This window comes from Nonomuraea sp. NPDC050691 (assembly GCF_040654455.1).
Taxonomy (GTDB): Bacteria; Actinomycetota; Actinomycetes; order Streptosporangiales; family Streptosporangiaceae; genus Nonomuraea.
Genome location: NZ_JBFAIA010000140.1, coordinates 1 through 21,862, shown reverse-complemented (window position 1 = coordinate 21,862; position 21,862 = coordinate 1). Strand labels below are relative to the sequence as shown.

The 21,862-nt window shown below is 72.2% G+C and carries 18 protein-coding genes and 1 pseudogene; 7 read left to right on the top strand and 12 right to left on the bottom strand.

The window, feature by feature from the left end; translation table 11 throughout:
- Nucleotides 1–1,027 (top strand): annotated as a pseudogene (locus tag AB0H81_RS33650) (hypothetical protein); the annotation flags it as partial.
- Nucleotides 1,028–1,078: 51 nt separating this feature from the next.
- Here the strand turns inward: AB0H81_RS33650 and AB0H81_RS33645 are convergent.
- Nucleotides 1,079–2,320: a cytochrome P450 gene (locus AB0H81_RS33645; protein WP_358382786.1), complete on the bottom strand. Its 1,242-nt coding sequence runs from the start codon at nucleotides 2,318–2,320 to the stop codon at nucleotides 1,079–1,081.
- A 238-nt stretch (nucleotides 2,321–2,558) separates the two neighbouring features.
- Here AB0H81_RS33645 and AB0H81_RS33640 point away from each other — a divergent pair, with 238 nt between their 5' ends.
- Nucleotides 2,559–3,686 carry a methyltransferase domain-containing protein gene (locus AB0H81_RS33640; protein ID WP_358382784.1) on the top strand — a complete coding sequence of 376 codons (1,128 nt, stop codon included), beginning with the start codon at nucleotides 2,559–2,561 and terminating at the stop codon, nucleotides 3,684–3,686.
- A 34-nt stretch (nucleotides 3,687–3,720) separates the two neighbouring features.
- On the opposite strand, the gene AB0H81_RS33635 is transcribed toward AB0H81_RS33640, so the two are convergent.
- Genes AB0H81_RS33635 through AB0H81_RS33625 form a run of 3 tightly spaced genes read right to left on the bottom strand, consistent with a single transcriptional unit; the run spans nucleotide 3,721 to nucleotide 7,452 of the window.
- On the bottom strand, nucleotides 3,721–4,557 hold the full coding sequence (locus tag AB0H81_RS33635) for an alpha/beta hydrolase (protein WP_358382781.1): 837 nt from the start codon (nucleotides 4,555–4,557) through the stop codon (nucleotides 3,721–3,723).
- Nucleotides 4,558–4,604: 47 nt separating this feature from the next.
- A complete protein-coding gene (locus AB0H81_RS33630; protein ID WP_358382778.1) occupies nucleotides 4,605–5,858 on the bottom strand; it encodes a cytochrome P450 in 1,254 nt (417 codons plus the stop codon).
- Between the two features lie 46 nt (nucleotides 5,859–5,904).
- The gene (locus tag AB0H81_RS33625; protein ID WP_358382775.1) at nucleotides 5,905–7,452 is read right to left on the bottom strand and encodes a GMC family oxidoreductase N-terminal domain-containing protein; all 1,548 of its coding nucleotides are present in this window, start codon (nucleotides 7,450–7,452) and stop codon (nucleotides 5,905–5,907) included.
- 197 nt (nucleotides 7,453–7,649) lie between these two features.
- On the opposite strand from AB0H81_RS33625, the gene AB0H81_RS33620 reads away from it, so the two are divergent.
- On the top strand, nucleotides 7,650–9,185 hold the full coding sequence (locus AB0H81_RS33620) for a long-chain fatty acid--CoA ligase (protein WP_358382772.1): 1,536 nt from the start codon (nucleotides 7,650–7,652) through the stop codon (nucleotides 9,183–9,185).
- Nucleotides 9,186–9,191: 6 nt separating this feature from the next.
- On the opposite strand, the gene AB0H81_RS33615 is transcribed toward AB0H81_RS33620, so the two are convergent.
- On the bottom strand, nucleotides 9,192–10,154 hold the full coding sequence (locus tag AB0H81_RS33615; protein WP_358382770.1) for a teichoic acid biosynthesis protein C: 963 nt from the start codon (nucleotides 10,152–10,154) through the stop codon (nucleotides 9,192–9,194).
- An 80-nt stretch (nucleotides 10,155–10,234) separates the two neighbouring features.
- Between AB0H81_RS33615 and AB0H81_RS33610 the strand changes: the two genes are divergently transcribed.
- A complete protein-coding gene (locus tag AB0H81_RS33610) occupies nucleotides 10,235–10,651 on the top strand; it encodes an ACT domain-containing protein (protein ID WP_358382767.1) in 417 nt (138 codons plus the stop codon).
- A gap of 6 nt (nucleotides 10,652–10,657) precedes the next feature.
- Here AB0H81_RS33610 and AB0H81_RS33605 read toward each other — a convergent pair whose 3' ends face one another.
- The 5 genes from AB0H81_RS33605 to AB0H81_RS33585 all read right to left on the bottom strand — a co-directional run bounded on the left by AB0H81_RS33605 (nucleotide 10,658) and on the right by AB0H81_RS33585 (nucleotide 16,458).
- Nucleotides 10,658–11,098: a group II truncated hemoglobin gene (locus AB0H81_RS33605; protein ID WP_358382764.1), complete on the bottom strand. Its 441-nt coding sequence runs from the start codon at nucleotides 11,096–11,098 to the stop codon at nucleotides 10,658–10,660.
- A gap of 72 nt (nucleotides 11,099–11,170) precedes the next feature.
- Nucleotides 11,171–12,430, bottom strand: coding sequence for a cyclopropane-fatty-acyl-phospholipid synthase family protein (locus AB0H81_RS33600; RefSeq protein ID WP_358382761.1), 1,260 nt, complete (start codon nucleotides 12,428–12,430; stop codon nucleotides 11,171–11,173).
- Between the two features lie 4 nt (nucleotides 12,431–12,434).
- Nucleotides 12,435–13,784, bottom strand: a complete 1,350-nt coding sequence (locus tag AB0H81_RS33595) for an FAD-binding oxidoreductase (RefSeq protein ID WP_358382758.1) — start codon at nucleotides 13,782–13,784, stop codon at nucleotides 12,435–12,437.
- 167 nt (nucleotides 13,785–13,951) lie between these two features.
- Nucleotides 13,952–14,911, bottom strand: coding sequence for an NAD(P)-dependent oxidoreductase (locus AB0H81_RS33590; RefSeq protein WP_358382755.1), 960 nt, complete (start codon nucleotides 14,909–14,911; stop codon nucleotides 13,952–13,954).
- Complete coding sequence (locus AB0H81_RS33585; RefSeq protein ID WP_358382753.1) at nucleotides 14,908–16,458, bottom strand: serine/threonine-protein kinase; 1,551 nt, start codon at nucleotides 16,456–16,458, stop codon at nucleotides 14,908–14,910. The genes AB0H81_RS33590 and AB0H81_RS33585 overlap by 4 nt, the downstream gene beginning before the upstream one ends.
- A 98-nt stretch (nucleotides 16,459–16,556) precedes the next feature.
- Here AB0H81_RS33585 and AB0H81_RS33580 point away from each other — a divergent pair, with 98 nt between their 5' ends.
- Nucleotides 16,557–17,750 carry a CaiB/BaiF CoA-transferase family protein gene (locus AB0H81_RS33580; RefSeq protein WP_358382751.1) on the top strand — a complete coding sequence of 398 codons (1,194 nt, stop codon included), beginning with the start codon at nucleotides 16,557–16,559 and terminating at the stop codon, nucleotides 17,748–17,750.
- A 10-nt stretch (nucleotides 17,751–17,760) separates the two neighbouring features.
- Here AB0H81_RS33580 and AB0H81_RS33575 read toward each other — a convergent pair whose 3' ends face one another.
- Nucleotides 17,761–18,978: an FAD-dependent monooxygenase gene (locus AB0H81_RS33575; protein WP_358382749.1), complete on the bottom strand. Its 1,218-nt coding sequence runs from the start codon at nucleotides 18,976–18,978 to the stop codon at nucleotides 17,761–17,763.
- An 89-nt stretch (nucleotides 18,979–19,067) separates the two neighbouring features.
- On the opposite strand from AB0H81_RS33575, the gene AB0H81_RS33570 reads away from it, so the two are divergent.
- Nucleotides 19,068–19,625, top strand: a complete 558-nt coding sequence (locus tag AB0H81_RS33570; protein ID WP_358382747.1) for a helix-turn-helix domain-containing protein — start codon at nucleotides 19,068–19,070, stop codon at nucleotides 19,623–19,625.
- 42 nt (nucleotides 19,626–19,667) lie between these two features.
- Here AB0H81_RS33570 and AB0H81_RS33565 read toward each other — a convergent pair whose 3' ends face one another.
- On the bottom strand, nucleotides 19,668–20,120 hold the full coding sequence (locus AB0H81_RS33565) for an effector binding domain-containing protein (RefSeq protein ID WP_358382745.1): 453 nt from the start codon (nucleotides 20,118–20,120) through the stop codon (nucleotides 19,668–19,670).
- A 98-nt stretch (nucleotides 20,121–20,218) separates the two neighbouring features.
- Here AB0H81_RS33565 and AB0H81_RS33560 point away from each other — a divergent pair, with 98 nt between their 5' ends.
- Complete coding sequence (locus AB0H81_RS33560) at nucleotides 20,219–21,658, top strand: GuaB1 family IMP dehydrogenase-related protein (RefSeq protein WP_358382743.1); 1,440 nt, start codon at nucleotides 20,219–20,221, stop codon at nucleotides 21,656–21,658.
- The last annotated feature ends 204 nt before the right edge of the window (nucleotides 21,659–21,862 follow it).

Here is a 21,862-nt window from a genome sequence, read left to right as displayed (position 1 = left end):
CCCGCCGGCGGGCCCCGGCCCGGCCGGGCACGCCCAGCCCGCCCCCGGCCAGGCGCCGCCCGCCGACGACCAGCACCCCGGCAATCCCGGCCCCGGGCATCCCGGGCAGCATGACCAGGCGGGAGGTCAGCCGCGTCCCGGCTCGAACCTGAGCCGTGACCCGTCCGACCCCGACCGCCCGTTCGTGACGGCCGGCCAGATCAGCGGCTCCCGCACGCCTCCCCCGCAGCGGCAGCAGGAGCTCTGGGACACCGTCTTCGGCGACAACTACGACTCCATGGGCGAGCCCGAGTCGCTGGACGAGCCGGGCAAGCCGATCTGGATCTACGCCCTGGCCGGGTCGGTGTCGATCGCGCTCGTGGGCGCCCTGCTGTGGGCGTTCCTCGCGGGCCCGCTGGCCTCCGACAAGGACAAGGGCGCCGCGGCCGCGGCGACCTCGGCGTCGTCGTCCGCCTCGCCGCCCGCCAAGAGCACCAGGCAGACCACCTCGATCGGCCGGCTGCCGAGGTACCAGGGCAAGGCCGCGCCGGTCCTCGGGGCGGTGACCGACGCCGAGGCCGGTGTCAGCGTCCCGCGCCTCGGCGGCACGTGGCAGCTCGACCAGCGCGCCACCGTCCGCGGCACCTACGGTTTCCACACCCGCCAGTACGTCAAGACGGGTCCCGACACCTACGCCCAGATCCTCACCGGGCCGCTGCCGCAGACCATGGCCTCGTCGTTCACCTCCGACAAGGACCTGGAGCCGGCCATCAAGGCGGTCGTGGTCAACGCCCGCAAGCGGTTCTTCCCGGAGGGCAACTCGGTCCGCAAGATCGCCCAGCAGCCGATCAAGGTCGGGAACTCCACGGGCCGTCTGATCGCCTACTCACTGACCTCGCCCACGGACAAGGCCACGATCGTCACGATCGCCGTGAACTCGGGCAAGGACGTCCCGGCGATCGTCTACATGTCGGTCCCGGCGACGAGCAAGCAGCTCCTGCCCGACGTCAACACGGTGGTCAGGCAGCTCAAGGTCCTCGGCCAGTAGCCGGCGAGGCCGGCGGCCCGCCGGGACCCGCGGGCCCCGGCGGGAGCGGCTTCAGAACGTGCACTCCATGTGCTTGATCCCGTTGATGAAGCTGCTGTGCAGCCGGTCCGGCCGGCCGCCCTCGATGGTGGGGACGCGGCGCAGCAGCTCGCGGAACATCAGCGTGATCTCCCGCCGGGCCAGGTGCGCCCCCAGGCAGAAGTGGGGGCCCGGGCCGCCGAAGCCGACGTGCGGGTTGGGGTCGCGGGTGATGTCGAACCGGTACGGGTCCGCGAAGACCTCGGGGTCGCGGTTGGCCGCCCAGTAGAACAGCACGACCTTCATGCCCTGGGGATAGAGGTGGCCGTTCAGCTCGAAGTCCCTGGTCACCTTGCGGCGCATGAAGTTCACCGGGGAGGCGAGCCGGACGATCTCCTCGACCGCGCCGGGGGCGCGCCCGTCGATGTCCTCCAGCCACAGGGCGCGCTGGTCGGGGTTCTTGGTGAGCAGCCGCAGGCCGTACGAGATCGCGTTGCGCGTGGTCTCGTTGCCCGCCACGACGAGCAGGATGAAGAACGACCCCAGCTCCTGCAGGGTCAGCCGCTCGCCGTCGATGTTGGCGTTGACCAGCGACGAGGTCAGGTCGTCGGTGGGGTGCTCGGCGCGGAAGCCGGCGAGGTCCTGCACGAGCTGCTGGAGCTCCATGGCGGCGGTGAGCAGGCGTTCGGCCACGCGGTCCAGGTCGCCGCCCGAGTACTCGGGGTCGAAGCCGCCGAGGATGATGTTCGAGCGGTCGAAGACGAACTGGTAGTCCCGCTCGGGGATGCCCATCATGTCGCAGATGATCTTCAAGGGGAGGCGGGCGGCCACGTCCGTGACGAAGTCCCCGCCGGGCCCCTTGGCCAGCAGGTCGTCGACGATCCTCGCGGCGGCGACCTCCACGTCCGCCTCGAACTGCTTGATCATCTTGGGCGTGAACGAGCGCGAGACGATCCGGCGCAGGCGGGCGTGCCGCGGGTCGTCCATGTTGATCATCGAGCCGAAGTACTCGGCGAACTCGGCGGGCATGTCCGGGATGTTTGTCGCCCCGCCGTCGCCGGAGCAGAAGAGCTCGGGGTGGCGGCTGACCTCGACGATGTCGGCGTGCCGGGCCAGGGCGTAGTAGCCGGGCCCCCTCGGGGCGAAGGAGATCTCCATCTCCTCGAAGTAGGGCGGCCGCTCCAACGAGCGGATCAGGTCGAACGCCCGCTCCCGCTCGGCCATGGGCCTGGACCAGAAGGCCGGGTCCGAGAGATCGAAGTCAACGGCAGTCATATGCCCATCATTCGGGCAAGTGACTACTTACGTCAATGGTCATGACGTACAGCGTACGTGTCTGTCCTCGAAGTCCGGAAAACCTGTTCGTCCGCCCGGCCCTTGATCGCTAGCATGACCGCGTGCAGTTCTTCTTCCACCTCCGTTAGCGATCCGCCGGCGGGTCGCGGCACGACCCACCGCCGGCGATGCGGGGCGGCCGACGGCCGTCCCGGGTCGCGACGTTGGAGAAGGACACGTGCGTGCTTTCGCCGTGGCCAGGGCGGTGCGTGGCATCGAGCCCCTGGTGGCCGCGGAAATCAAGAAGCTGGGCGTCGTGCGGAGGCTGCGCCACCGCGAGGTGTGGTTCGAGGCGCCCGAGCCGGGACCCGATCTGCTGGGACTGCGGACGGCCGACGACGTGCTGCTGGTGGCGGCCGTCGTGGACGGCGTCGGGCCGGGCCGTGCCGCGCTGGAACGGCTGCGACGGGCCGCCGAGGGCGCCGACGCCGGCACCGCCCTGAGGCTCCGCCGGACGGCCGCCCCGCCCGGCGGCCGGGGACGGCCGGTCGAGGCGCGAACGGCGTCCCGCGCGTCAGGTGACGGGCGACGTCCGGTCGAGGTGTCGGCGACGTTCGTGGGGCGGCGCTCCTACAGCCGCTTCGACGTCGAGGACGCCGTGGGGGCCGGACTGTCACGGGCGCTCGGGGTGCCGTACCACTCCCGCGCGGGCGGTGTGGCGCCGCCGCCGGGCGCGGTGCCGTGGCGGGTCACGATCGAGGACGACCAGGCGGTCATCGCCGTACGGCTGGGCGACCGGCCGCTGCACCGCCGGCCGTACAAGGAGGACTCGATCCCCGGCACCCTGCACCCGCCGCTGGCCGCCGCGATGGTCGCGCTCACGGGCCTCGCCGACCCCGGACGGGACCACCACGGGCGAGGAGCGGGCCAGGTCGTGCTGGACCCGTGCTGCGGGGCGGGAACGACGCTGGCGGAGGCCGGGCTGCTGCTCCCCCGCGCCCGCCTGGTCGGGGTCGATCACTCCCCCGCCTCGGTACGGGCCGCCGCGGCGAACGCCCGGCGGGCCGGGGTCGCGCTGACGCCCGTCGTCGGAGACGCGGGACGGCTGCCCCTGCCCTCGGGGAGCGTGGACCGGGTGCTGGTGAACCCGCCGTGGGGCCGGCAGGTCGCCGCCGCCGGGCTGCTGGCGCGGGACGGCGGGCTGCTGTGGCGGGAGGTGCGGCGCGTGCTGGCGCCCGGCGGGCTGGTGGTGGCGCTGACCGGAGACGTGCCGGACGGGTTCCGCGTCGAGCGGGCGATCGAGGTGTCCCTGTCCGGCAGGCACCCGGTCCTCACGGTGCTCCGCCCGGCCCGGCGGCGCCGCTGACCGGTGAAGCAGGCGCCGCCGGAGCGGGCGGGTGTCAGCAGGCGGGGCCGAGCCAGTCCAGGATGAGGCGGTTGACCTCATCCGGCCGTTCCAGGTGGAGGAAGTGGCCGGCCCCGCCCACGGCCACCGCCCGCGAGCCCGCCGGCAGGTGCTCCGGCACGGCCTTGACCAGGCCGGCGTCGAGGCAGCCGTCCTGCTTGCCGTGCAGGTAGAGGATGGGCCCGGTCGTGGGCTGCGGGTCGGGGTGGCGGCCCGAGGGCGGCGTGGTGCCGAGCATGGCCCGGTAGTAGCCGATGGCCGCGCCCAGGTTGGCGGGCCGGCCGAGGCTGCGGTGGACGAACTCGAGGTCCCGCCGCGCGTCGTAGCCGGGCGACCAGTCGCGCCACAGCCCCTCCAGGAAGCCCGGCGTGGCCGCGGCGGTCTCGGCCAGCCCCGTCTGGAAGAGGAAGACGTAGAAGGAGCGTTTGAGCTGCTCGTACGTGAAGAACGTGTCGAGCATGGCACCGACCGGCGGCGCCGCCATGGCCACGGACCGGCGGAAGCGCCCGCCGAGCTGGTACACGGGGAAGGCGCCCCAGTCGTGGCCGACCACCACGGCGCCGTCGTCGCCACCCAGTTCCTCGTGCAGGGCGGCCACGTCGGCGACCAGCGCCGCCCCCTCGTACGCGGCGTCGGCGGGGACCTCGGTCGGCGCGTAGCCGCGGCTGAACGGCGCCACCGCCCGGTAGCCCCGTTCGGCCAGCGCCGGCATGAGATGCCGCCAGGTGTGCGCGGTGTCGGGGAACCCGTGCAGGCACAGGGCCAGCGGCCCCTCCCCCACGGCAAGATACGCGAACTCCACCCCGTTGGCGTGGATCGTCCTGATCTCCATGACTGCGAAACCTAGCACCCGCTTGGCCCCGGGGGGGACCACGGCGCTCAGTAGGCGTAGCGCAGGTGCTTGATCCCGTTGATGAAGTTCGACAGCAGGTGGTCGGGCTCGCCCACGGCCCTGATGTCGGGCAGCCGGGTGAACAGCTCCCGGAACATCACGGTCATCTCCCGGCGCGCCAGGTGGGCGCCCAGGCAGTGGTGCGGTCCCGGGCCGCCGAACCCGACGTGCGGGTTGGGGTCGCGGGTGATGTCGAAGGCGTCGGGGTCGCGGAAGACGGACTCGTCGCGGTTGGCGGAGTTGTAGAACAGCAGCACCTTGTCGCCCGGGCGGTAGCGCATGCCGTTCATGACGTGCTCGCGCGTGACCGTGCGGCGGAACTGGATCACCGGCGTGGCGTAGCGGATGATCTCGTCGCACGCCTTGCCGATGAGCCCCTCGAAGTTGTCCACCAGCAGCCGCCGCTGGTCGGGATGGTCGGTGAGGAGCTTGAGCCCGTGGGCGATGGCGTTGCGCGTGGTCTCGCTGCCGGCCACGACCAGCAGGATGAAGAACGAGCCGAGCTCCTGCGAGGTGAGCCGCTCCTCGCCGTTGACGAGGAGGCTGACCAGGTCGCCGGTCGGCCGCTTGCGCCGCTCGTCGCCGAGGCGGGCGGCCAGCCGGTTCAGCGAGTAGCCGGCGTGGATGAGCCGGGCCAGCCCGCGCGCCACGTTGAGGCGGGTGAGCTCGGGCCCGATGCCGGTGTACTCGGGGTCGGCGTTGCCGAGGATGACGTTGGTGCGGCGCAGCACCAGGTCATGCAGGGCGGGCGGGACGCCCATCATGTCGCAGATGACGCGCACGGGGAGCCTGGCGGCGATTTGAGTGACGAAGTCGCCCGGTCCCTCCTTGATCGCCTGGTCCACGATCTCGGCGGCGGCCCGTTCCAGGTCCTCCTCCATCTTGGCGAGGACGCGCGGGGTGAAGGCGCGCGAGACGATCCGGCGCAGCCGGGCGTGCTTCGGGTCGTCCATGTTGATCATCGAGCCGAAGTAGACGGCCAGCCAGCGCGGCATGTCCGGGATGCTGTTGGAGCAGGGCTCGCTGCTGAACACCTCCGGCGTGCGGCTGGCCTCCACCACGTCGGCGTGCCGCACGATCGCGTAGTAACCCGCGCCGCTCTTGATGAACGGCAGCTGCTGCTCCGGTATGAACAGGGGCTGGTCGAGGGCGCGCAGCCGCCGGAAGGTCTCCATGCGGTGGGCCTGCGGCAGCGCCCAGAACGGCAGCTGCGACAGGTCCATGTCGGCGGAGATGGTCATAACCGCAAAGCCTTGTGCAAGTGCTCACTTACGTCAAGGCGTTCGCTCAGGTACGGGCCGCCAGGATCAGATCGGCGGCCTTCTCCCCGATCATTATGGCCGGGGCGTGCGTGTGGCCGCGATTGAGGGTCGGCATGACGGAGGCGTCGGCGACGCGCAGCCCCTCGACGCCACGCACCCGCAGCTCCGGGTCCACCACCGAGGCGTCGTCCACGCCCATCCGGCACGTGCCGACCGGGTGGTAGAGCGTCTCGCCGCGCTCGCGCACCCACTGGGCGAGCTCCTCGTCGCTCTCCGGGCCGTCGTAGGGCGGCATCGGACCGCCCGCGTACGGCCGCATGGCGGAGGTGGCGAAGATCTGCTTGGCCGTCTTCAGCCCGGCGACCATCCGCTTGAGGTCGGCCTCCTTGGCCAGGTAGCCGGGGTCGACGACCACGTCGCGCCCGTTCAGCCCGATCCGGCCGCGGCTCTCGGGCTGGAGCAGCACCACGCCGACGGTCATCGCGTGGCCGGTCGGCGGGGTGAGCCCGTGGTCGACGAACGGGCCCGGCGCGAAGATGAGCTCGATGTCCGGCGCCGGCTCCTCCGGGGAGGTGCGGACGAACGCGACGGCCTCCCCCACGTTCGTGGTGAGCATGCCGGAGCGCAGCACGAGGTAGCGCAGCAGGTTGCTCACGGACTCGGCCTTGCTGAGGGTCACCGGCTGGCGGCAGCGGACGATCACCCCGGACGACAGGTGGTCCTGGAGGTTCTTGCCGACCTCCGGCAGGTCGCGCACCACGGGCACGCCGGCGTCGCGCAGCTCGGCCGCCGCGCCCACGCCCGAGCGCATGAGCAGGTACGGCGAGCCGATCGCGCCCGCGGCCAGGATCACCTCGCGCCGGGCCCGGACCTGGGCGCCGCCGCCGTGCTCGATCCCGGTGGCGCGCGGGCCGTCGAACACCACCCGGTCCACGGTCGCGTCCGTGACGAGGGTCAGGTTCGGCCGCTTGAGCGCCGGCCGCAGGTAGGCGTCGGCGGCGCTCCAGCGGCGGCCCCGGTGCTGGGTGACGGGGGTGGGGCTGCAGCCCTCGTCCGCCGGCCCGTTCAGCTCGGGCAGCCGGGCGAGGCCCAGCTCCTCGCACGCCTTGAGGAAGGCGGCCGTGGTGACGTTGGGGCTGCGCAGCTCCGAGACGTACAGGGGGCCGCGGGTGCCGTACACGCCGCCCTCGTTGCCGCCGACGCGGTGCTCGGCACGGTGGAAGTACGGCAGGACGTCGTCGTAGGACCAGCCGGGCACCCCCCACTGGTCGTAGTCGAGCCGGCCGCCGCGCACCCACATCTGCGCGTTGATCGAGGAGGAGCCGCCGACCACCCGGCCGCGTGGCCAGTACAGCTCACGGCCGGACATCTCGGGCTGCTTGGCGGTGGTGTAGTTCCAGTCGTAGGCGGTCTTGAACAGCTTGTTGAACGCCGCCGGCATGCGGATCTCCAGCTTGTCGTCCGGGCCGCCCGCCTCGACCAGCGCCACGCTCACCTCCGGATCGGCCGACAGCCGGCCGGCCAGCACGCATCCCGCCGACCCCGCGCCGACGATCACGTAGTCGTACTCCATGGGGCTCCTCCGCAGGCGTGGGTGACGTGGTACCTGCTTACTCCAGGCGGCCGGAGGCGTCCATATGCACTTTTGACTGCTCCCAGAGTCGTTCCGGTTGGAGCATTTTCGGAGATAATCGGGGCCCCTGCTACCTACCGGTCGGTATGCCGTCCTGCGAAGATGTCGGCGAGGCTGTGGAGAGGGAGGAAGGCGACATGCTCAACCTGTCGGTCGTGCTGGAGGACAGCGCCAGGAACAACCCGGACGGCGTCGCCGTGGTCTTCGGCGACCTGCGCCTGCCGTACTCGATGGTGGAGACGGTCGCCAACCAGGTCGCCAACCTGCTGGTGTCGCGTGGCGTCGGCCCGGGCGACAAGGTGGCGCTGGCCTGTCCCAACCTGCCGTACTTCCCGTTCGTCTACTACGGCATCCTCAAGGCCGGGGCCGCCGTCGTGCCGCTGAACGTGCTGCTCCAGCCGCGGGAGATCGCCTACCACCTCGACGACAGCGACGCCAAGGCGCTGTTCTGCTTCGAGGGCACGCCCGAGCTGCCGCTGGGCGAGCGCGGGCGGGCCGGGTTCGAGGCCGCCGAGGGATGCGAGCACTTCTTCGTGCTGCCCGCCACTCCGCTGGCCACCGAGTCGGAGTACGGCGAGTCGTTCTGGGCGGCCCTGAACGGGATGCCCGGCACGTTCGAGACCGCGGCGACCGCACCCGACGACACCGCGGTGATCCTCTACACCTCGGGCACCACCGGGCAGCCCAAGGGCGCCGAGCTGAGCCACCAGAACATGCTGATGAACACCCTGGTCTGCGACCAGATGTTCGACCGTGACATCGAGCGCGACGTCTACCTCGCGGTGCTGCCGCTGTTCCACTCCTTCGGCCAGACGGTGGTCATGAACGTCGGCTTCCGGCGGCGCGCCACCGTCGTGCTCATGCCGCGCTTCGAGCCGGGCGAGGCGCTGGAGCTGATGCGCCGGGAGGGCGTCACGTTCTTCGCGGGCGTGCCGACGATGTACTGGGCGCTGCTGACGAAGATCCACGCGGACGGCGGCGAGGTGCCGTCGAAGCTACGGACCGCGGTCGCGGGCGGCTCCTCCTCGCCGGTGGAGGTGCTGAAGGACTTCGAGCGCACCTTCGGCGTCTCCATCCTGGAGGGGTACGGCCTGTCGGAGACCTCGCCGGTGGCCAGCTTCAACCAGCCGGGCCGCCCCGCCAAGCCGGGCACGGTCGGCACCCCGATCTGGGGCGTGGAGATGCGGCTCGTCGACGCCGAGTGGAAGACGGTCGAGGACGAGGGTCCGGGCGAGATCGCGATCCGCGGCCACAACGTCATGAAGGGCTACTACGGGCGCGCCGAGGCGACGGCCGAGGTGCTGCGCGACGGCTGGTTCCGCACCGGCGACATCGCGACCCGCGACGCCGACGGCTACTACGCGATCATCGACCGGGCCAAGGACATGATCATCCGGGGCGGGTTCAACGTCTACCCGAGGGAGCTGGAGGAGGTGCTGCTGACGCACGAGGCGGTCTCGCTCGCCGCGGTCGTGGGCGTGCCCCACGACTCGCACGGCGAGGAGGTCAAGGCGTACGTCATCCGCACCCAGGGCGCGACGATCACCGAGGACGAGCTGGTCGCCTGGTGCAGGGAGAACATGGCGGGCTACAAGTACCCGCGCATCGTGGAGTTCAGGGACGCCCTGCCCATGACGGCCACCGGCAAGATCCTCAAGCGCGAGCTGCGCTGACGCCCGTCACACGAGGCTGGTCTTGTAGAAGATGCTCGCCTTCCTGGCCCCGGGTGCGCCCGAGGCCAGGCCGAGGCAGAGCCGGGGCCGGCCCGAGGCGATCTGGATCGCCATGCCCTCCGGCTCGCGGTAGTCGAGCGACTTGCCGGCCTGGGTCAGCGCCCGCTGCACCTTGCGGCCGGTGCGCAGGTCGACGCAGGTGACGTAGGTGTTGCCCGGCGCCGGGTTGGCCGCGCCGTAGGCGTCGCCGTCCAGCAGGTAGAGGTAGTCGCCGTAGGCCGCGTACCCCTGGAAGGTGCCGAGGCCGGCCGGCTGGGCGATGTCGCGCAACGGTGTCCGCGAGCCCGACTTGACCGCCTGGAGCGGGAAGAGCGCGTAGCGGAAGCCGCCGTTCTTGCGGTACCGCATGACGAGCCGGCCGGTGGAGGGGTCGATGGCGCAGGTGGTGTTGGTCGCGCCGGACACCGGCGCGTACCGGGTCACGCCGCTGGACGTGGGCGTGATCGTCCTGCCGGAGGTGAAGGCGAACCTCGCCAGCCGGTTGCCCCAGGCGTTGGCGCCGTCGCGGACCGCGCTGGTCTCGGTCCACAGGTAGGCCGATCCGCCCGACGGCTCCACGCCGATCTGCACGCCGTGGCCGAAACCCATGAGGTACATGTGCCCGAGCACCGTGCCGCCGAGGCTGAGCTTGGTCAGGCACAGGTGACCCGCCGCCGAGCTGCCGGCCCCGTTCTTGACCTGCGCCACGTAGATGTGGCCGTGGGCGTTGTCGAACGCGAACGACTGCAGGACCGTCTCGTCGCGCAGCGCCTTCTTCCAGATCAGGCTCGTGGCGGGCGCGGCCAGGTCGAACCGGCGCGCGGCCGCGGACCCGGCGGCCGCCTCGGCGGCCCTGCCGCCCAGCAGCGAGGTGACGGCGGCCCCGGCGCCGGTCACGAGCAGCCCCCTCCTGGACATGGATGGCGACATTCTCGGACACGCTCCTTTTCGGCGACGGTGACAGGAGTCCAACACCCTAGCGGGTGATCTCGCCGTGGTAGACACGTGCCATGTCTGCCTCGTCTTCCTCGTCCTCCTCGTCTTCACCCACCGCCCAGCGCCTGGGCGTCGTCCCGTCCGCGTTCGCCGTGGAGCACCTGCCGCACGCGACCTTCCCCGAGGACGACGAGTGGATCGCGCTGGTCCGCGCTCCGGAGGGGCTGACCGTCGTCCGCGAGGCGTGGCCGTCGGGCACGGGTGAGCGCTGGATCGGCCTGTACGGCGGCGGCGCGGGCGCGCACGACCTCGACGTCCCGGGCATGCTGGCGGCGGTCGTGGGACCGCTGGCCGAGGCGGCGATCCCGGTCTTCGTCGCCTCGACCTTCCACGCCGACCTCGTCCTCGTGCCGGAGCCGAGGGCGGAGGAGGCGGTGGCCGTCCTCGAAGGCGCGGGGCACCGGGTGGACACCCGGCACCTGCGGCCGTAGGGGGCGCTAGGAGGGCCAGTCCCAGTGCGGCACCTCGCGCAGCGGGTGGAGCTGGTCGTCGGTCTCGGCGTGGGAGTTCTGGAAGGCCACCTGGCTGCCGAACTCGACATGCTCCCGCAGCGCCTGGCGGAACGGCGCGTCGTCCGGCAGCCCCGCCTTGTCGGCCGCCGCCATGAACAGCTCGACGAAGCGCCGCCGCTGGTCCTCGCGGATGCGCAGCCAACGGTGAGCCTCGATGAGGGTGGGGAAGCCGCCCATCTCGCGGGTGAAGACGTCGGGGCCGCCGAACGTCTCGGCCGTGAAGGCCGTCAGGTGCGCGACGTGGTGCGGGCGGCCGGCTCCGAAGAGCGGCTGGAGCAGCGGGTCCGCTAGGACGCTGCCGTAGAAGAGGTCGACGAAGCGGTGGAGGGCCTCGTGCCCGCCGGCGTGCTCGTATAAGGAGACCATGATTACATCATTACAAAAGCATCCCGGCGGGTGAAGGGGCGCGGGACGGAGCGGCCCCGCGCCCTTCCCGGATCAGGGCCAGTCGCGGGCCGGGCGGAGCGGGACGCCGGAGCGGCCGTCCTTGTCCAGCTTGACGCCCAGCACCTGGTGGAGCTGCACCTTGTTGCGCTCGAAGCCGACGATGCAGCCCGCCATGTACAGCGCCCACACCCGGGCGGTGCCCATGCCGACCTCCTCGACCGCGTCGGCCCAGTTGGCGTCGAGGTTGTCGCACCAGTGGCGCAGCGTCTTGGCGTAGTGCTCGCGCAGGTTCTCCTCGTGGCGGATCTCGAAGCCGAGGTCCTCCATCTGGCGGATGAGCCAGCCCACCGACTCCAGCTCGCCGTCGGGGAAGACGTAGCGGTTGATGAAGCCGCCCTTGTTGAAGGTCTTCTCGGCGCCCGTCGGCCGGGTGATGCAGTGGTTGAGCAGCCGGCCGCCCGGCTTGAGCTTGCCGTACAGGAAGCGGAAGTAGCCAGGGACGTTGTCCGCGCCGATGTGCTCCGTGAGGCCGATGGAGCTGACCGCGTCGAAGCCCGTCTCGGCGACGTCGCGGTAGTCCATGTGGCGGACCTCGCACAGGTCCTGCAGGCCCGCCTCGGCGATGGCCCGCTGCGCCCACTCGGCCTGCTGCTTGCTCAGCGTCACGCCGAGGGCCTTGACCCCGTAGTGCTTGGCGGCGTGCATGACCATGCCGCCCCAGCCGCAGCCGACGTCGAGCAGCCGCATGCCCGGCTTCAGGTCGAGCTTGCGCGCCACCAGGTCGAACTTGGCGTACTGCGCCTCCTCAAGCGTCGAGGAGTCGGTGGGGAAGACCGCGCACGTGTAGGCCATGGACGGGCCGAGCACCCACTCGTAGAAGCGGTTGGACACGTCGTAGTGGTGGTGGATGGCCTCGGCGTCGCGCTGCTTGGCGTGACGGGAGCCCAGCCGCGCCAGCCGGCTCTGCCGCATCTCCTGCGGAGGCGGGGGCACGCGCATGAGCAGCGGCTTGACGCCCAGCGCCCGGACCGCGGCGACCTTCTCGGACGTGGTCAGGTCGTTGGTCGTGATGTTCCACATGCGGTCCAGCAGGGCGTACATGTCCCCGTGCACGTCGAGGTGCCCCGAGACGTAGGCCCTGGCCAGACCCAGCTCGCCCGGCGCCTGCGCGAGGTAGGCCACCGCGATCGGCGACTTCACCTCAAGACACAGGTCGGCGCCGTCCGGCCCCGCCTTGCTGCCGTCGTACGCCCGGAAGGCTATCTTCGCCTCGGAGCCGACGATCTTCTCGAAGATGCTTGCCAGAGCCATCTGCTCACCTTCCCCGCACACACTTGTCGTACAGGTCCAGCAGGCGCCCGTCCCGGTCGTATTCCCGCTTGACCGGCCAGTAAGCGCCGCCGTTGTACAGCTCCCAGAACTGCTCGCGGGCGTAGAAGGACGTCGAGTAGAGCGACTTGTGGCCGTCGAGATCGTGCACGGAGTTCTCGATGAGCCGGTTGTAGTAGCCGTCGAACCGTCCCCGCGGCAGCGGGACCATCCCCCAGAAACCGAAATTCACGTACAGCCGGCCCGGCTCCAGCGGATAGAGCGGCCAGCGGGACGAGGCCCGCAGCGGGCACATCCACACCGGCGTCATGCCGACCTTGTCGTGGAAGAACTCGAGGAACTCGGCGCCCCTCTCGACCGGCACCTCCACGTCCTGGATGACCGACTCCTGCACGGGCCGGCCGGCCCAGCGGTCGATCCGCGCCGTCACGCCGTGCCTGCGGTCGAGCGCGACGAGCCGGCGGTAGACGTCGGACCGCATCCAGCGGCGCGGGATCAGCGAGCGCACGACCGGCTGCTGCACGCCGAAGGCGCGCGAGCACCAGAACCAGTCGGTGTCCCAGCGCCACAGGTAGTCGCGGACCGTCAGCCAGTCGCGCTTGCGGTTGCGGATCGACTGGTAGTAGATGCGCATGCCGGTGTAGTCGGAGACGTACGGGGCGCGCTCGGCGAACCGGCCGAGGGTGATGTACATCTCCTGCGGGGAGAAGAACACGCCGTCGACGAAGTCGACCCGCTCCCCGTCGTGCTCCATGCGCTCGCAGATCTCCTGCATGGCGAGCATGCACTTGCCGGCGTCCGTGAACGGCAGGTGCGTGAGGCGCACGTACGGCTGGACCGGCTTGAGCCGGATCTTGATGCGCAGCGCGTAGCCCAGCGTGCCGTAGGAGTTCGGGAAGGCGCGGAACAGGTCGCGGTGCTCGTTGTCGTCGCGGGCCACGACGACGCGCCCGTCGCCGGTGAGGATCTCCAGCTCCTCGACCGACTCGTGCGGCAGCCCGTCGCGGAAGCTCGTGGACTCGATGCCGAGACCGGTGACGGCCCCGCCCAGCGTGATGGTCTTGAGCTGCGGGACGACGTACGGCATGAGACCGTGCGGCAGCGTGGCGTCGACCAGGTGTTCGTAGGTCGTCATGCCCTGGACCTCGGCCGTCATGGTCTCCGGGTCGACGCTGATGACCTCGTCCAGGTCGCGCGCGGACAGCCGGGCCGTCTTCTCCCCCTCGCGGAACCGGAAGAGGTTGGAGGTCGCCTTGGCGAGCCGGGGCGCCGCGCCACCGGGGATCTCCGCGTAGGACTGCCGGATCTGCTCTACTGCCCGTTGGTGTGTCGACATCGTCGTCGTCACCGCAAGCACCCCCTTGAGCTGGTAGAGATCGTCCGTAAGAAGGTATCTCCCGGGCAGGACCTCGAACAGACCGGGGTCGTTAAAGACTCGAAAACTGTTCATCGCGCCAGGTTGGTCGGCGGGCGCGGGATTGACGGGTATACGGACAGTGATCGTCAGGGCCTGCGGCGGACGGCCGGGGAAACACTGTTCAGCACGTTCGTCACCGGCCGGCCGTCGAGAGCGGCGGCGAGGTTGGCCAGCACCGACTCCAGCAGGCGGCCGGTGGACCCGGCCGTGACACCGGCGACGTGCGGCGAGAGCAGGACCCCGGGCAGCTCGCGCAGGGGGTCACCGGCGGGCAGCGGCTCGGTCTCGAACACGTCGAGCGCGGCCCCGCCGAGGTGCCCCTCGCGCAGCGCCCCGGCCAGCGCCTCCTGGTCGACGACCCCGCCGCGCGCGGCGTTGACCAGCAGGGCGCCCGGCTTCATGCGGCGGGCGTCGAGCAGGCCGCGCGTCTCGTCGGCGAGCGCGATCACGACGACGAGCACGTCGGAGCCGGACACCAGCGTCTCCAGGTCCAGGTGGCCGGGCTCGTCGCGGAGCGTGCGCGTCCAGTACGACACCTCGCAACCGAACGCGCGGAACAACCGGGCGCAGGCCGCACCGATCGGGCCGAACCCGACGATGCCGACGCGCCTGCCGCTCAGCTCGCCGGGCTGGAGCGACTGCTGGGGCCAGCCTCCCGCGCGAACGGCCGCGTCGGCCTCGGCCAGCCGGCGCACCAGCGCGAGCGCGGCGGCCACGCACCACTCGGCGACGGCCGTGGCGCTGACGCCGGCGGTGTTGGCGAGGGGGACGCCGGCGGCGGTCAGCGCGGCCAGGTCGTGGCCGTCGACGCCGACGGACGGCTGCTGCACGAACGCCAGCCGGGGCGCCGCCGCGACGGCAGCCGCGTCGAGCGCCAGCTCCGCCGTCCAGTCGCCGACCACGATCTCGGCCTCGGGCAGGGCGGCGAGCAGCGCGGCGCGGTCACGGGAGGCGGGCACCCGGACGGGGTCGCCGAGCGGGGCCATCAGGCCGCGCAGCGCGTCCTCGGGAAGCGGCGCCAGGGCGAGGAGGTTCCAGGGCGTCATGCCCCTACGGTAAAGCTGCCGATCACCTGTCGCATCAGTGTCGCGCTGCGCCGCCACTGCGCCTCGGCGACCGTCCAGGACAGGATGTACGAGGTGTCGCCGGCTACGACCGCCCGGCGCAGCTCCCGGTAGCGCACGCCCGGCCGGGCCCACGGCATGTCCGACCCGGGGCCGGCCGTGTAGACGAACTCGCACTCGACCGCCTTGACGCCCCGCTGCATGACGGTCCGGCGGCCCGCGACGCGCAGGTCCGGGGCGCCCTGGCGGAGCAGCACCTCGGCGTCCTCGATGAGCTGGGCGGCGTCGCGCTGGACGTAGACGGCCTGGACGCCGAGGTGGGCGGCGCCGTCGCGGCGCGTCCACTCGGTGTAGGCCTCCTTGCGCGCGCCCCGCCAGCCGTACGGCCGGGCGATCGTCCAGCCCTCGCGTGAGGTCCAGGGCCTCGTCACGGGGGCGGTCCGGGTCGGTGACGGCGTGCGCGTGGCGCTGGGGGTGGCCGTGGCGGGGAGCGTGGTCGCGGTGGCGGTGGCCGGCGCGCTGGGCAGGGGGCTGGTGGCGGCGCGCTGCGCGATCGCGGAGGTGCCCTCGGCGGGGGGCACCAGGTTGAGGTAGGCGACCGTGCCGCCCGCGAGGACCAGCACCGCGGCCGCGGCGGCGGCCAGCAGCGTACGGCTGGAGCGGCGCGGCGCGGCCTCGTCCGGCGCGTCCATGTCGGCGCCCGCGGGGCGGGAGGCGATGACCTCGGTGAGCAGCCGGTCGGCCTCCTCGGCGGTCAGCCGCTCGTGCGGCTCCTTGCGGAGCAGGCCCTTGAGCACCGGGTGCATCGCCGGCGGGATGCGGCGGTAGTCGGGCTCCTCGTTGAGCAGGGCGTTGAGCGTGGCCATCGGCTCGCCCCGCTCGAACGGCGAGCGGCCCACGAGCGTGGCGTACAGCGTGGCGCCGAGCGACCACAGGTCGGAGGGCGGCCCGGCCTCGGCGGCGCGCACCCGCTCGGGCGCGAGGAAGCTCGGCGAGCCGGTGACCATGCCGGTCCGGGTCAGCGAGGAGTCGCCCTCGGCCGTGGCGATGCCGAAGTCGGTGAGCACGGCCCGTCCGTCGTCGGCGAGCAGGATGTTGCTCGGCTTGACGTCGCGGTGCAGGATCCCGGCCTCGTGCGCGGCGCGCAGGGCGGACAGCACCTGCCGGCCCACGTCGGCCGCCTCCCGGATGGGCAGCGCGCCCGTGGTGGCGACGACCTGCTCCACCGAGGGGTGACGGACCAGCTCCATGATGATCCAGGGGCGGCCGTCCTCCTCGACGACGTCGTAGACGGCGACGACCGACGGGTGGTTGAGCCGCGCCGCCGTACGGGCCTCGCGGGCCGTGCGGAGGAGCAGGTTCTCCTGCTCGGCGCGCGACAGCCCGTCGGGCAGCAGCACTTCCTTGACCGCGATCTGCCTGTTGAGCAGCGTGTCGCGGCCTTCCCAGACGACCCCCATGCCGCCGCGGCCCAGCTCGCGGAGTAACTGGTAACGCCTGGCGATCAGCGGCGTGCTATCCGAAACCATGTCCTACCCCTGTAGACCACCCGATCAGTGGGCAAGTTTCCCATACCTCTCCTTGCTTCGCCGGAAGGTCGCAAAGGTGGCTTGCGACAGCTCACCGAATGTTGTTCTACTGGGTCCGGGCGGGGACCGGCCCGCGGGCCCGCATCACCGAGGAGACGCCCATGTCCGAAGGCCGCCAGGGACCGCTCGCCGGCGTGCGCGTGCTGGAGCTCGCCGGGCTCGCACCCGGGCCGTTCGCCGGCATGATGCTCGCCGACCACGGGGCCGAGGTGCTGCGGGTCGAGCGCGTGGCCGCCGTCTCGGCGAGCCCGCGCGCCGACGTCATGGACCGCGGCAAGCGCACGATCGGGCTGGACCTCAAGGCACCCGAGGGCGTGGCCGCGTTCAAGGAGCTGGCCCGCGGCGCCGACGCGGTCATCGAGGTGTTCCGGCCCGGGGTCGCGGAGCGGCTCGGCATCGGCCCGGCCGACCTGCACGCCGTCAACGAGCGGCTCGTCTACGGCCGGATGACCGGCTGGGGCCAGGACGGGCCCCTCGCCTCCACCGCCGGGCACGACATCGACTACATCGCCATCGCGGGCGTGCTGTCGCAGCTCGGCCGCGCGGACCAGCCGCCGACGCCGCCGGTCAACATCCTCGGCGACTTCGCCGGCGGCGGCCTCATGCTCGCCTACGGCATCCTGCTCGCCCTGGTCGAGCGCCAGCGCACCGGCAGGGGCCGGGTCATCGACGCCGCCATGGTGGACGGGGCCGCGCTGCTGTTCGCGATGTTCTACAACGCGGCGCAGAGCGGCGGCTGGGGGCCGCGCGGCACCAACCTGCTCGACACCGGCGCCCCCATGTACGACACGTACGAGACCGCCGACGGGGGTCATGTCGCGGTGGGGCCCCTGGAGCCGAAGTTCTGGGCCGAGATGCTGACGCGCATGGGCCTGGCCGGCGACCCCGATCTGCCCGACCGCGGCGACCGGGCCCAGTGGCCCGCGCTGAGGGCCCGGCTGGCCGAGGAGTTCCGCAAGCGGACCCGGGCGGAGTGGGAGGCCGTCTTCGAGGGGGCGGACGCGTGTGTCGCGCCGGTCCTGTCGATGGCGGAGGCGGCCCGGCATCCGCACAACGTGGCACGGGGGGCGTTCACCGAGGTGGGCGGGGTCGTGCAGCCCATGCCCGCGCCGCGCCTGCTCGGCGCACCGGAGCCGGACCTGTCGCCGGCCACGCGCCTGGAGGACCTGTCGTCGTGGGGCATCCCGGCCGAGACCGCCGCCAAGCTCCGCGCCCAGGGGGTGCTGGCCTGACCCGGGCTCCTCACCGCCGGACGGCCTCGTACGCGGAGTAGTCCTTCAGCGCGACCGAGTCGTGCAGCCGCACCCCCTTGGCGGCGAGCTTGCTCGCGGCGCGGCTGAGCCCGCTCGGCAGCCGCCCGATCAGCCAGGCGGTGCCCGCGAGCAGCCCGAGGCCGAGCGTGGTGCCCGGGACGAGCCGCTTGGCGGCGTTGAGCGCGAACGAGCGGCTGCGGCGCACGTAGTCGCCCATCGCCGCCTCGTAGGCCGGGAAGGCCCGCGTGTGGTCGCCACCGGCCGCGGCCAGCTCGCCCGCCAGCACGTACGCGCCGACGACGGCCAGGCTCGTGCTGCCGCCGACCGCGGGGCCCGGGCAGTAGCCGGCGTCGCCGACCAGCGCCACCCGGCCGCGCGTCCAGGTGTCGAGGGTGAGCTGGGTGATCGAGTCGAAGTAGAAGGCCGAGGCCCGGTCCGTCTCGTCCAGCAGGCGCGGCACGTCCCAGCCGAGGCCGGCGAACCGCTCGCGCAGGAGCTCCTTCTGCCGCGCGGTGTCGCGGTGGTGGTAGTCCAGCTGCCCGGGCGTCCTGAACAGGAACAGCGCCCGGGCGCCGTCCAGGTGCGCCGCGCTGTACAGGCCCGCCATGCGGCCGACGCCGGTGATGCCCTCCATGCGGCCGTCGAGCCCGCGGTAGTCGGGGACGGTGGCGACGGCGAGGTAGGCGCCGACCCAGCGGGCGTAGGCGGCCTCGGGGCCGAAGACGAGCCGGCGGACATTGGAGTGCAGGCCGTCGGCGCCGACGACCAGGTCGAACCGCCGGGCCTCGCCGCGCTCGAACGTGACGAGCCCGTCGTCACCGACGGAGGTGACGGAGTCGTCGAAGACGTACTCGACGTCGTCGCGGGTGGCGTCGTGGAAGACCTCGCCGAGGTCGTCGCGCATGATCTCGACGTGGCGATCGGAGACCGTCGCGATGACCTTGCGGGTCTCCAGCTCGACGGGGCGCTCGCGACCCTCGACGTACATGGTGATGTGATCGGTGCCCGTCTTGCGGGCGGTGACGGGCCCGATCAGCCCCATCTTCTCCACGATGTCCATGGCGGGCCGGAACAGGTCCACGGCGTGGCCGCCGGTCTTGCGCAGCGCGGGGGCGCGCTCGACGACGGTGACCTCGAAGCCGTGGCGGCGCAGCCAGTAGGCCAGGACGGGTCCGGCGACGCTGGCGCCGGAGATGAGCACTCGCATGGCAACCTCCTTACTTAACGGATGGTAAGTCGTAGCGACGCGTCCGGACAAGGACTTACTTAACGATAGGTAAGGGATATTCTGTGGGCATGGCGAAGCCGACCGACACGCGAACCCGCATCCTCGCCGTCGCCCGCGAGCTGTTCGTACGGCAGGGCGTGCGCGAGACCAGCCTGCGCGAGATCGCCGACAGCCTCGGCATCACCAAGCCGGCGCTCTACTACCACTTCGCCTCGCGCGAGGACCTGGTGCGCAACATCGTCGAGCCACTGATGGAGGGCATGGAGCGGTTCGTCGCCCAGCGGGAGCCCCCTGACGGGGCCGAGAGCGAGCCGCACGATCCGCGCGAGCTGCTCGGCGACTTCTTCGACCTCGCCTGGGAGCAGCGCGAGGTGCTCCTCATGGTGGTCCGCGAGCTGCCCGCGCTGGCCCCCCTGGAGCTGGCGGAGCGCATGTTCACCTGGCGGCGGCGGCTCATCCGGCTGCTGCTCGGGCCCGACCCGACGGTCGCCGCGCGGATCGGCGCCTCGGTGGCGCTGGGCGGCATGTCGGACTGCGTGGTCGAGTACGCGGACCTGCCGCTGGAGGACGTCAAGGGGCCGGCGGTCGAGGCCGCCGCCGCGGCCCTGGGGCTGCCCCGGCCCTGACCGTTTGCGGTCGCCCGGGGCCGCCCCGGCCGTGCCCCCGTACTAGATGGCGATGTGGAGGTCGGCCCCGCCGGGGTGGTGGACCTCCAGGTCCGTCGTGAAGGCCCGGGCCGGGGCCGCGCCCGACTCGGTGTGCGCCCACACCCGCTGCCACGCCTCCACGATGGCCTGCGGCATCTGCCCGCGCGCCTCGAACAGCAGCGTCTTGGCCGCCGGCACGCGCACCGCGACCATGCCCTCGGGCAGCCGCACCACCGTGCGGACCCCGGTGCCCACGATCTGCGTGTAGGCGCCGTTGTGGTCGCTCTCGTAGTCGGTGAGCACGGCGTACAGGTTCTCGTCGATCCGTCCCGGCACGTGCGCGAACGCCCCCGGCGCGCCGGCCCTCCTCCACAGCGCCGGCAGTTTCGCCCTCGACGGGTCCATCTCGTCGGCGTTCGTGGTGCGGATGGCGAAGCCGACGACGATCAGCTCGTCGCGGTCCGTGATCTCCACTGGGCCCCTCCTCCCCCTCGGGTGTCCGGGCCGATCATAAGCCCCCCAGAAAGGGGAAAACCCCTGACTAGCCCTGTCACCGCATAAGATGGACGAACGTGAGATTTCTCAACGGCCTCGAGCCGCACCACGACCTCACCTACAGCGACGTGTTCATGGTGCCGTCGCGCTCATCGGTCGGATCCCGGCTCGCGGTCGACCTGTCGACCTCCGACGGCACGGGCACGACCATCCCGATCGTCGTCGCCAACATGACCGCCGTCGCGGGCCGCCGCATGGCCGAGACCATCGCGCGGCGCGGCGGCATCACCGTCATCCCGCAGGACATCCCCATCGACGTCGTCACGGACGTCGTGGACTGGGTCAAGAAGCGCGACCTCGTCCACGACACGCCGCTGACGCTCACCCCGCACGACACCGTCGGCGAGGCGCTGCAACTGCTGCCCAAGCGGGCCCACGGCGCGGTCATCGTCGTCGACTGGGACAACCGGCCCGTCGGCGTGGTCACCGACGCCGACTGCCAGGACGTCGACATGTACACCCAGCTCTCGCAGGTCATGTCGAGCGAGCTGCTGACGCTGCCCGCCGGGCTGGAGCCGCGCGCCGCGTTCGAGCGGCTGCACGAGGGCCGCCACCGGCTGGCGCCCATCGTGGACGGCGACGGCCGGCTCGTCGGCATCCTGACCCGCACGGGCGCCCTGCGCGCCACCCTCTACAAGCCGGCCCTGGACGCCTCCGGCCGGCTGCGCGTGGCCGCCGCCGTGGGCGTGAACGGCGACGTCGCCGCCAAGGCCAAGGAACTCCTCGACGCCGGCGTCGACTGCCTGGTCGTCGACACCGCCCACGGCCACCAGGACAAGATGATCTCGGCGCTGCGCGCCGTGCGGGCGCTCGACCCGGGCGTCCCCGTGGCGGCCGGCAACGTCGTGACGGCCGAGGGCGTGCGCGACCTCGTCGAGGCCGGGGCCGACATCCTCAAGGTGGGCGTCGGCCCGGGCGCCATGTGCACGACCCGGATGATGACCGGGGTGGGCCGGCCGCAGTTCTCGGCGGTGCTCGAATGCTCCACCGAGGCCCGCCGTCTGGGCCGGCACGTGTGGGCCGACGGCGGCGTGCGCCACCCGCGCGACGTGGCCCTCGCCCTGGCGGCCGGAGCGGCCAACGTGATGATCGGGTCGTGGTTCGCGGGCACGTACGAGTCGCCCGGGGACACGCGCACCGACGCCGACGGCCGCAAGTACAAGGAGAACTTCGGCATGGCCTCCGCGCGCGCCGTGAGGCTGCGCACCGCCGAGGACAGCGCGTTCGACCGGGCCAGGAAAGCGCTGTTCGAGGAGGGCATCTCCACCTCGCGCATGTACCTGGACCCGCGGCGGCCCAGCGTCGAGGACCAGATCGACGCGATCGTGGCAGGGCTGCGCTCGGCGTGCACGTACGCGGGGGCCACGACGCTGGAGGACTTCCACGAGCGGGCCGTGGTGGGGATCCAGGGCAGCTCCGGCTACGCGGAGGGCATGCCCCTGCACCAGAGCTGGTGACCTCGGGCGCTCTCTCCCAGCGCTCTCCAGGGGCTTGGCGTCGCTCAGGCGGGGCTCAGACGCGGCTCGGACGCGGCTCAGACGCGGCTCGGACGCGGCTCAGGCGCGGCTCAGGCGCGGCGCCAGCCGCCGGCGGCGTGGATGCCGCCGTCCACGTGGAGCGTCGTGCCCGTGACGAACCGGGCCAGGTCGCCGGCCAGGAAC

Excerpts from the sequence above, each read along its gene's own strand:
- AB0H81_RS33645 (WP_358382786.1), bottom strand. The coding sequence starts at position 2,320 with ATGACTGCCGTTGACTTCGATCTCTCGGACCCGGCCTTCTGGTCCAGG.
- AB0H81_RS33635 (WP_358382781.1), bottom strand. The coding sequence starts at position 4,557 with ATGGAGATCAGGACGATCCACGCCAACGGGGTGGAGTTCGCGTATCTT.
- AB0H81_RS33630 (WP_358382778.1), bottom strand. The coding sequence starts at position 5,858 with ATGACCATCTCCGCCGACATGGACCTGTCGCAGCTGCCGTTCTGGGCG.
- AB0H81_RS33625 (WP_358382775.1), bottom strand. The coding sequence starts at position 7,452 with ATGGAGTACGACTACGTGATCGTCGGCGCGGGGTCGGCGGGATGCGTG.
- AB0H81_RS33620 (WP_358382772.1), top strand. The coding sequence starts at position 7,650 with ATGCTCAACCTGTCGGTCGTGCTGGAGGACAGCGCCAGGAACAACCCG.
- AB0H81_RS33615 (WP_358382770.1), bottom strand. The coding sequence starts at position 10,154 with ATGTCGCCATCCATGTCCAGGAGGGGGCTGCTCGTGACCGGCGCCGGG.
- AB0H81_RS33610 (WP_358382767.1), top strand. The coding sequence starts at position 10,235 with ATGTCTGCCTCGTCTTCCTCGTCCTCCTCGTCTTCACCCACCGCCCAG.
- AB0H81_RS33605 (WP_358382764.1), bottom strand. The coding sequence starts at position 11,098 with ATGGTCTCCTTATACGAGCACGCCGGCGGGCACGAGGCCCTCCACCGC.
- AB0H81_RS33600 (WP_358382761.1), bottom strand. The coding sequence starts at position 12,430 with ATGGCTCTGGCAAGCATCTTCGAGAAGATCGTCGGCTCCGAGGCGAAG.
- AB0H81_RS33595 (WP_358382758.1), bottom strand. The coding sequence starts at position 13,784 with ATGTCGACACACCAACGGGCAGTAGAGCAGATCCGGCAGTCCTACGCG.
- AB0H81_RS33590 (WP_358382755.1), bottom strand. The coding sequence starts at position 14,911 with ATGACGCCCTGGAACCTCCTCGCCCTGGCGCCGCTTCCCGAGGACGCG.
- AB0H81_RS33585 (WP_358382753.1), bottom strand. The coding sequence starts at position 16,458 with ATGGTTTCGGATAGCACGCCGCTGATCGCCAGGCGTTACCAGTTACTC.
- AB0H81_RS33580 (WP_358382751.1), top strand. The coding sequence starts at position 16,557 with ATGTTGTTCTACTGGGTCCGGGCGGGGACCGGCCCGCGGGCCCGCATC.
- AB0H81_RS33575 (WP_358382749.1), bottom strand. The coding sequence starts at position 18,978 with ATGCGAGTGCTCATCTCCGGCGCCAGCGTCGCCGGACCCGTCCTGGCC.
- AB0H81_RS33570 (WP_358382747.1), top strand. The coding sequence starts at position 19,068 with ATGGCGAAGCCGACCGACACGCGAACCCGCATCCTCGCCGTCGCCCGC.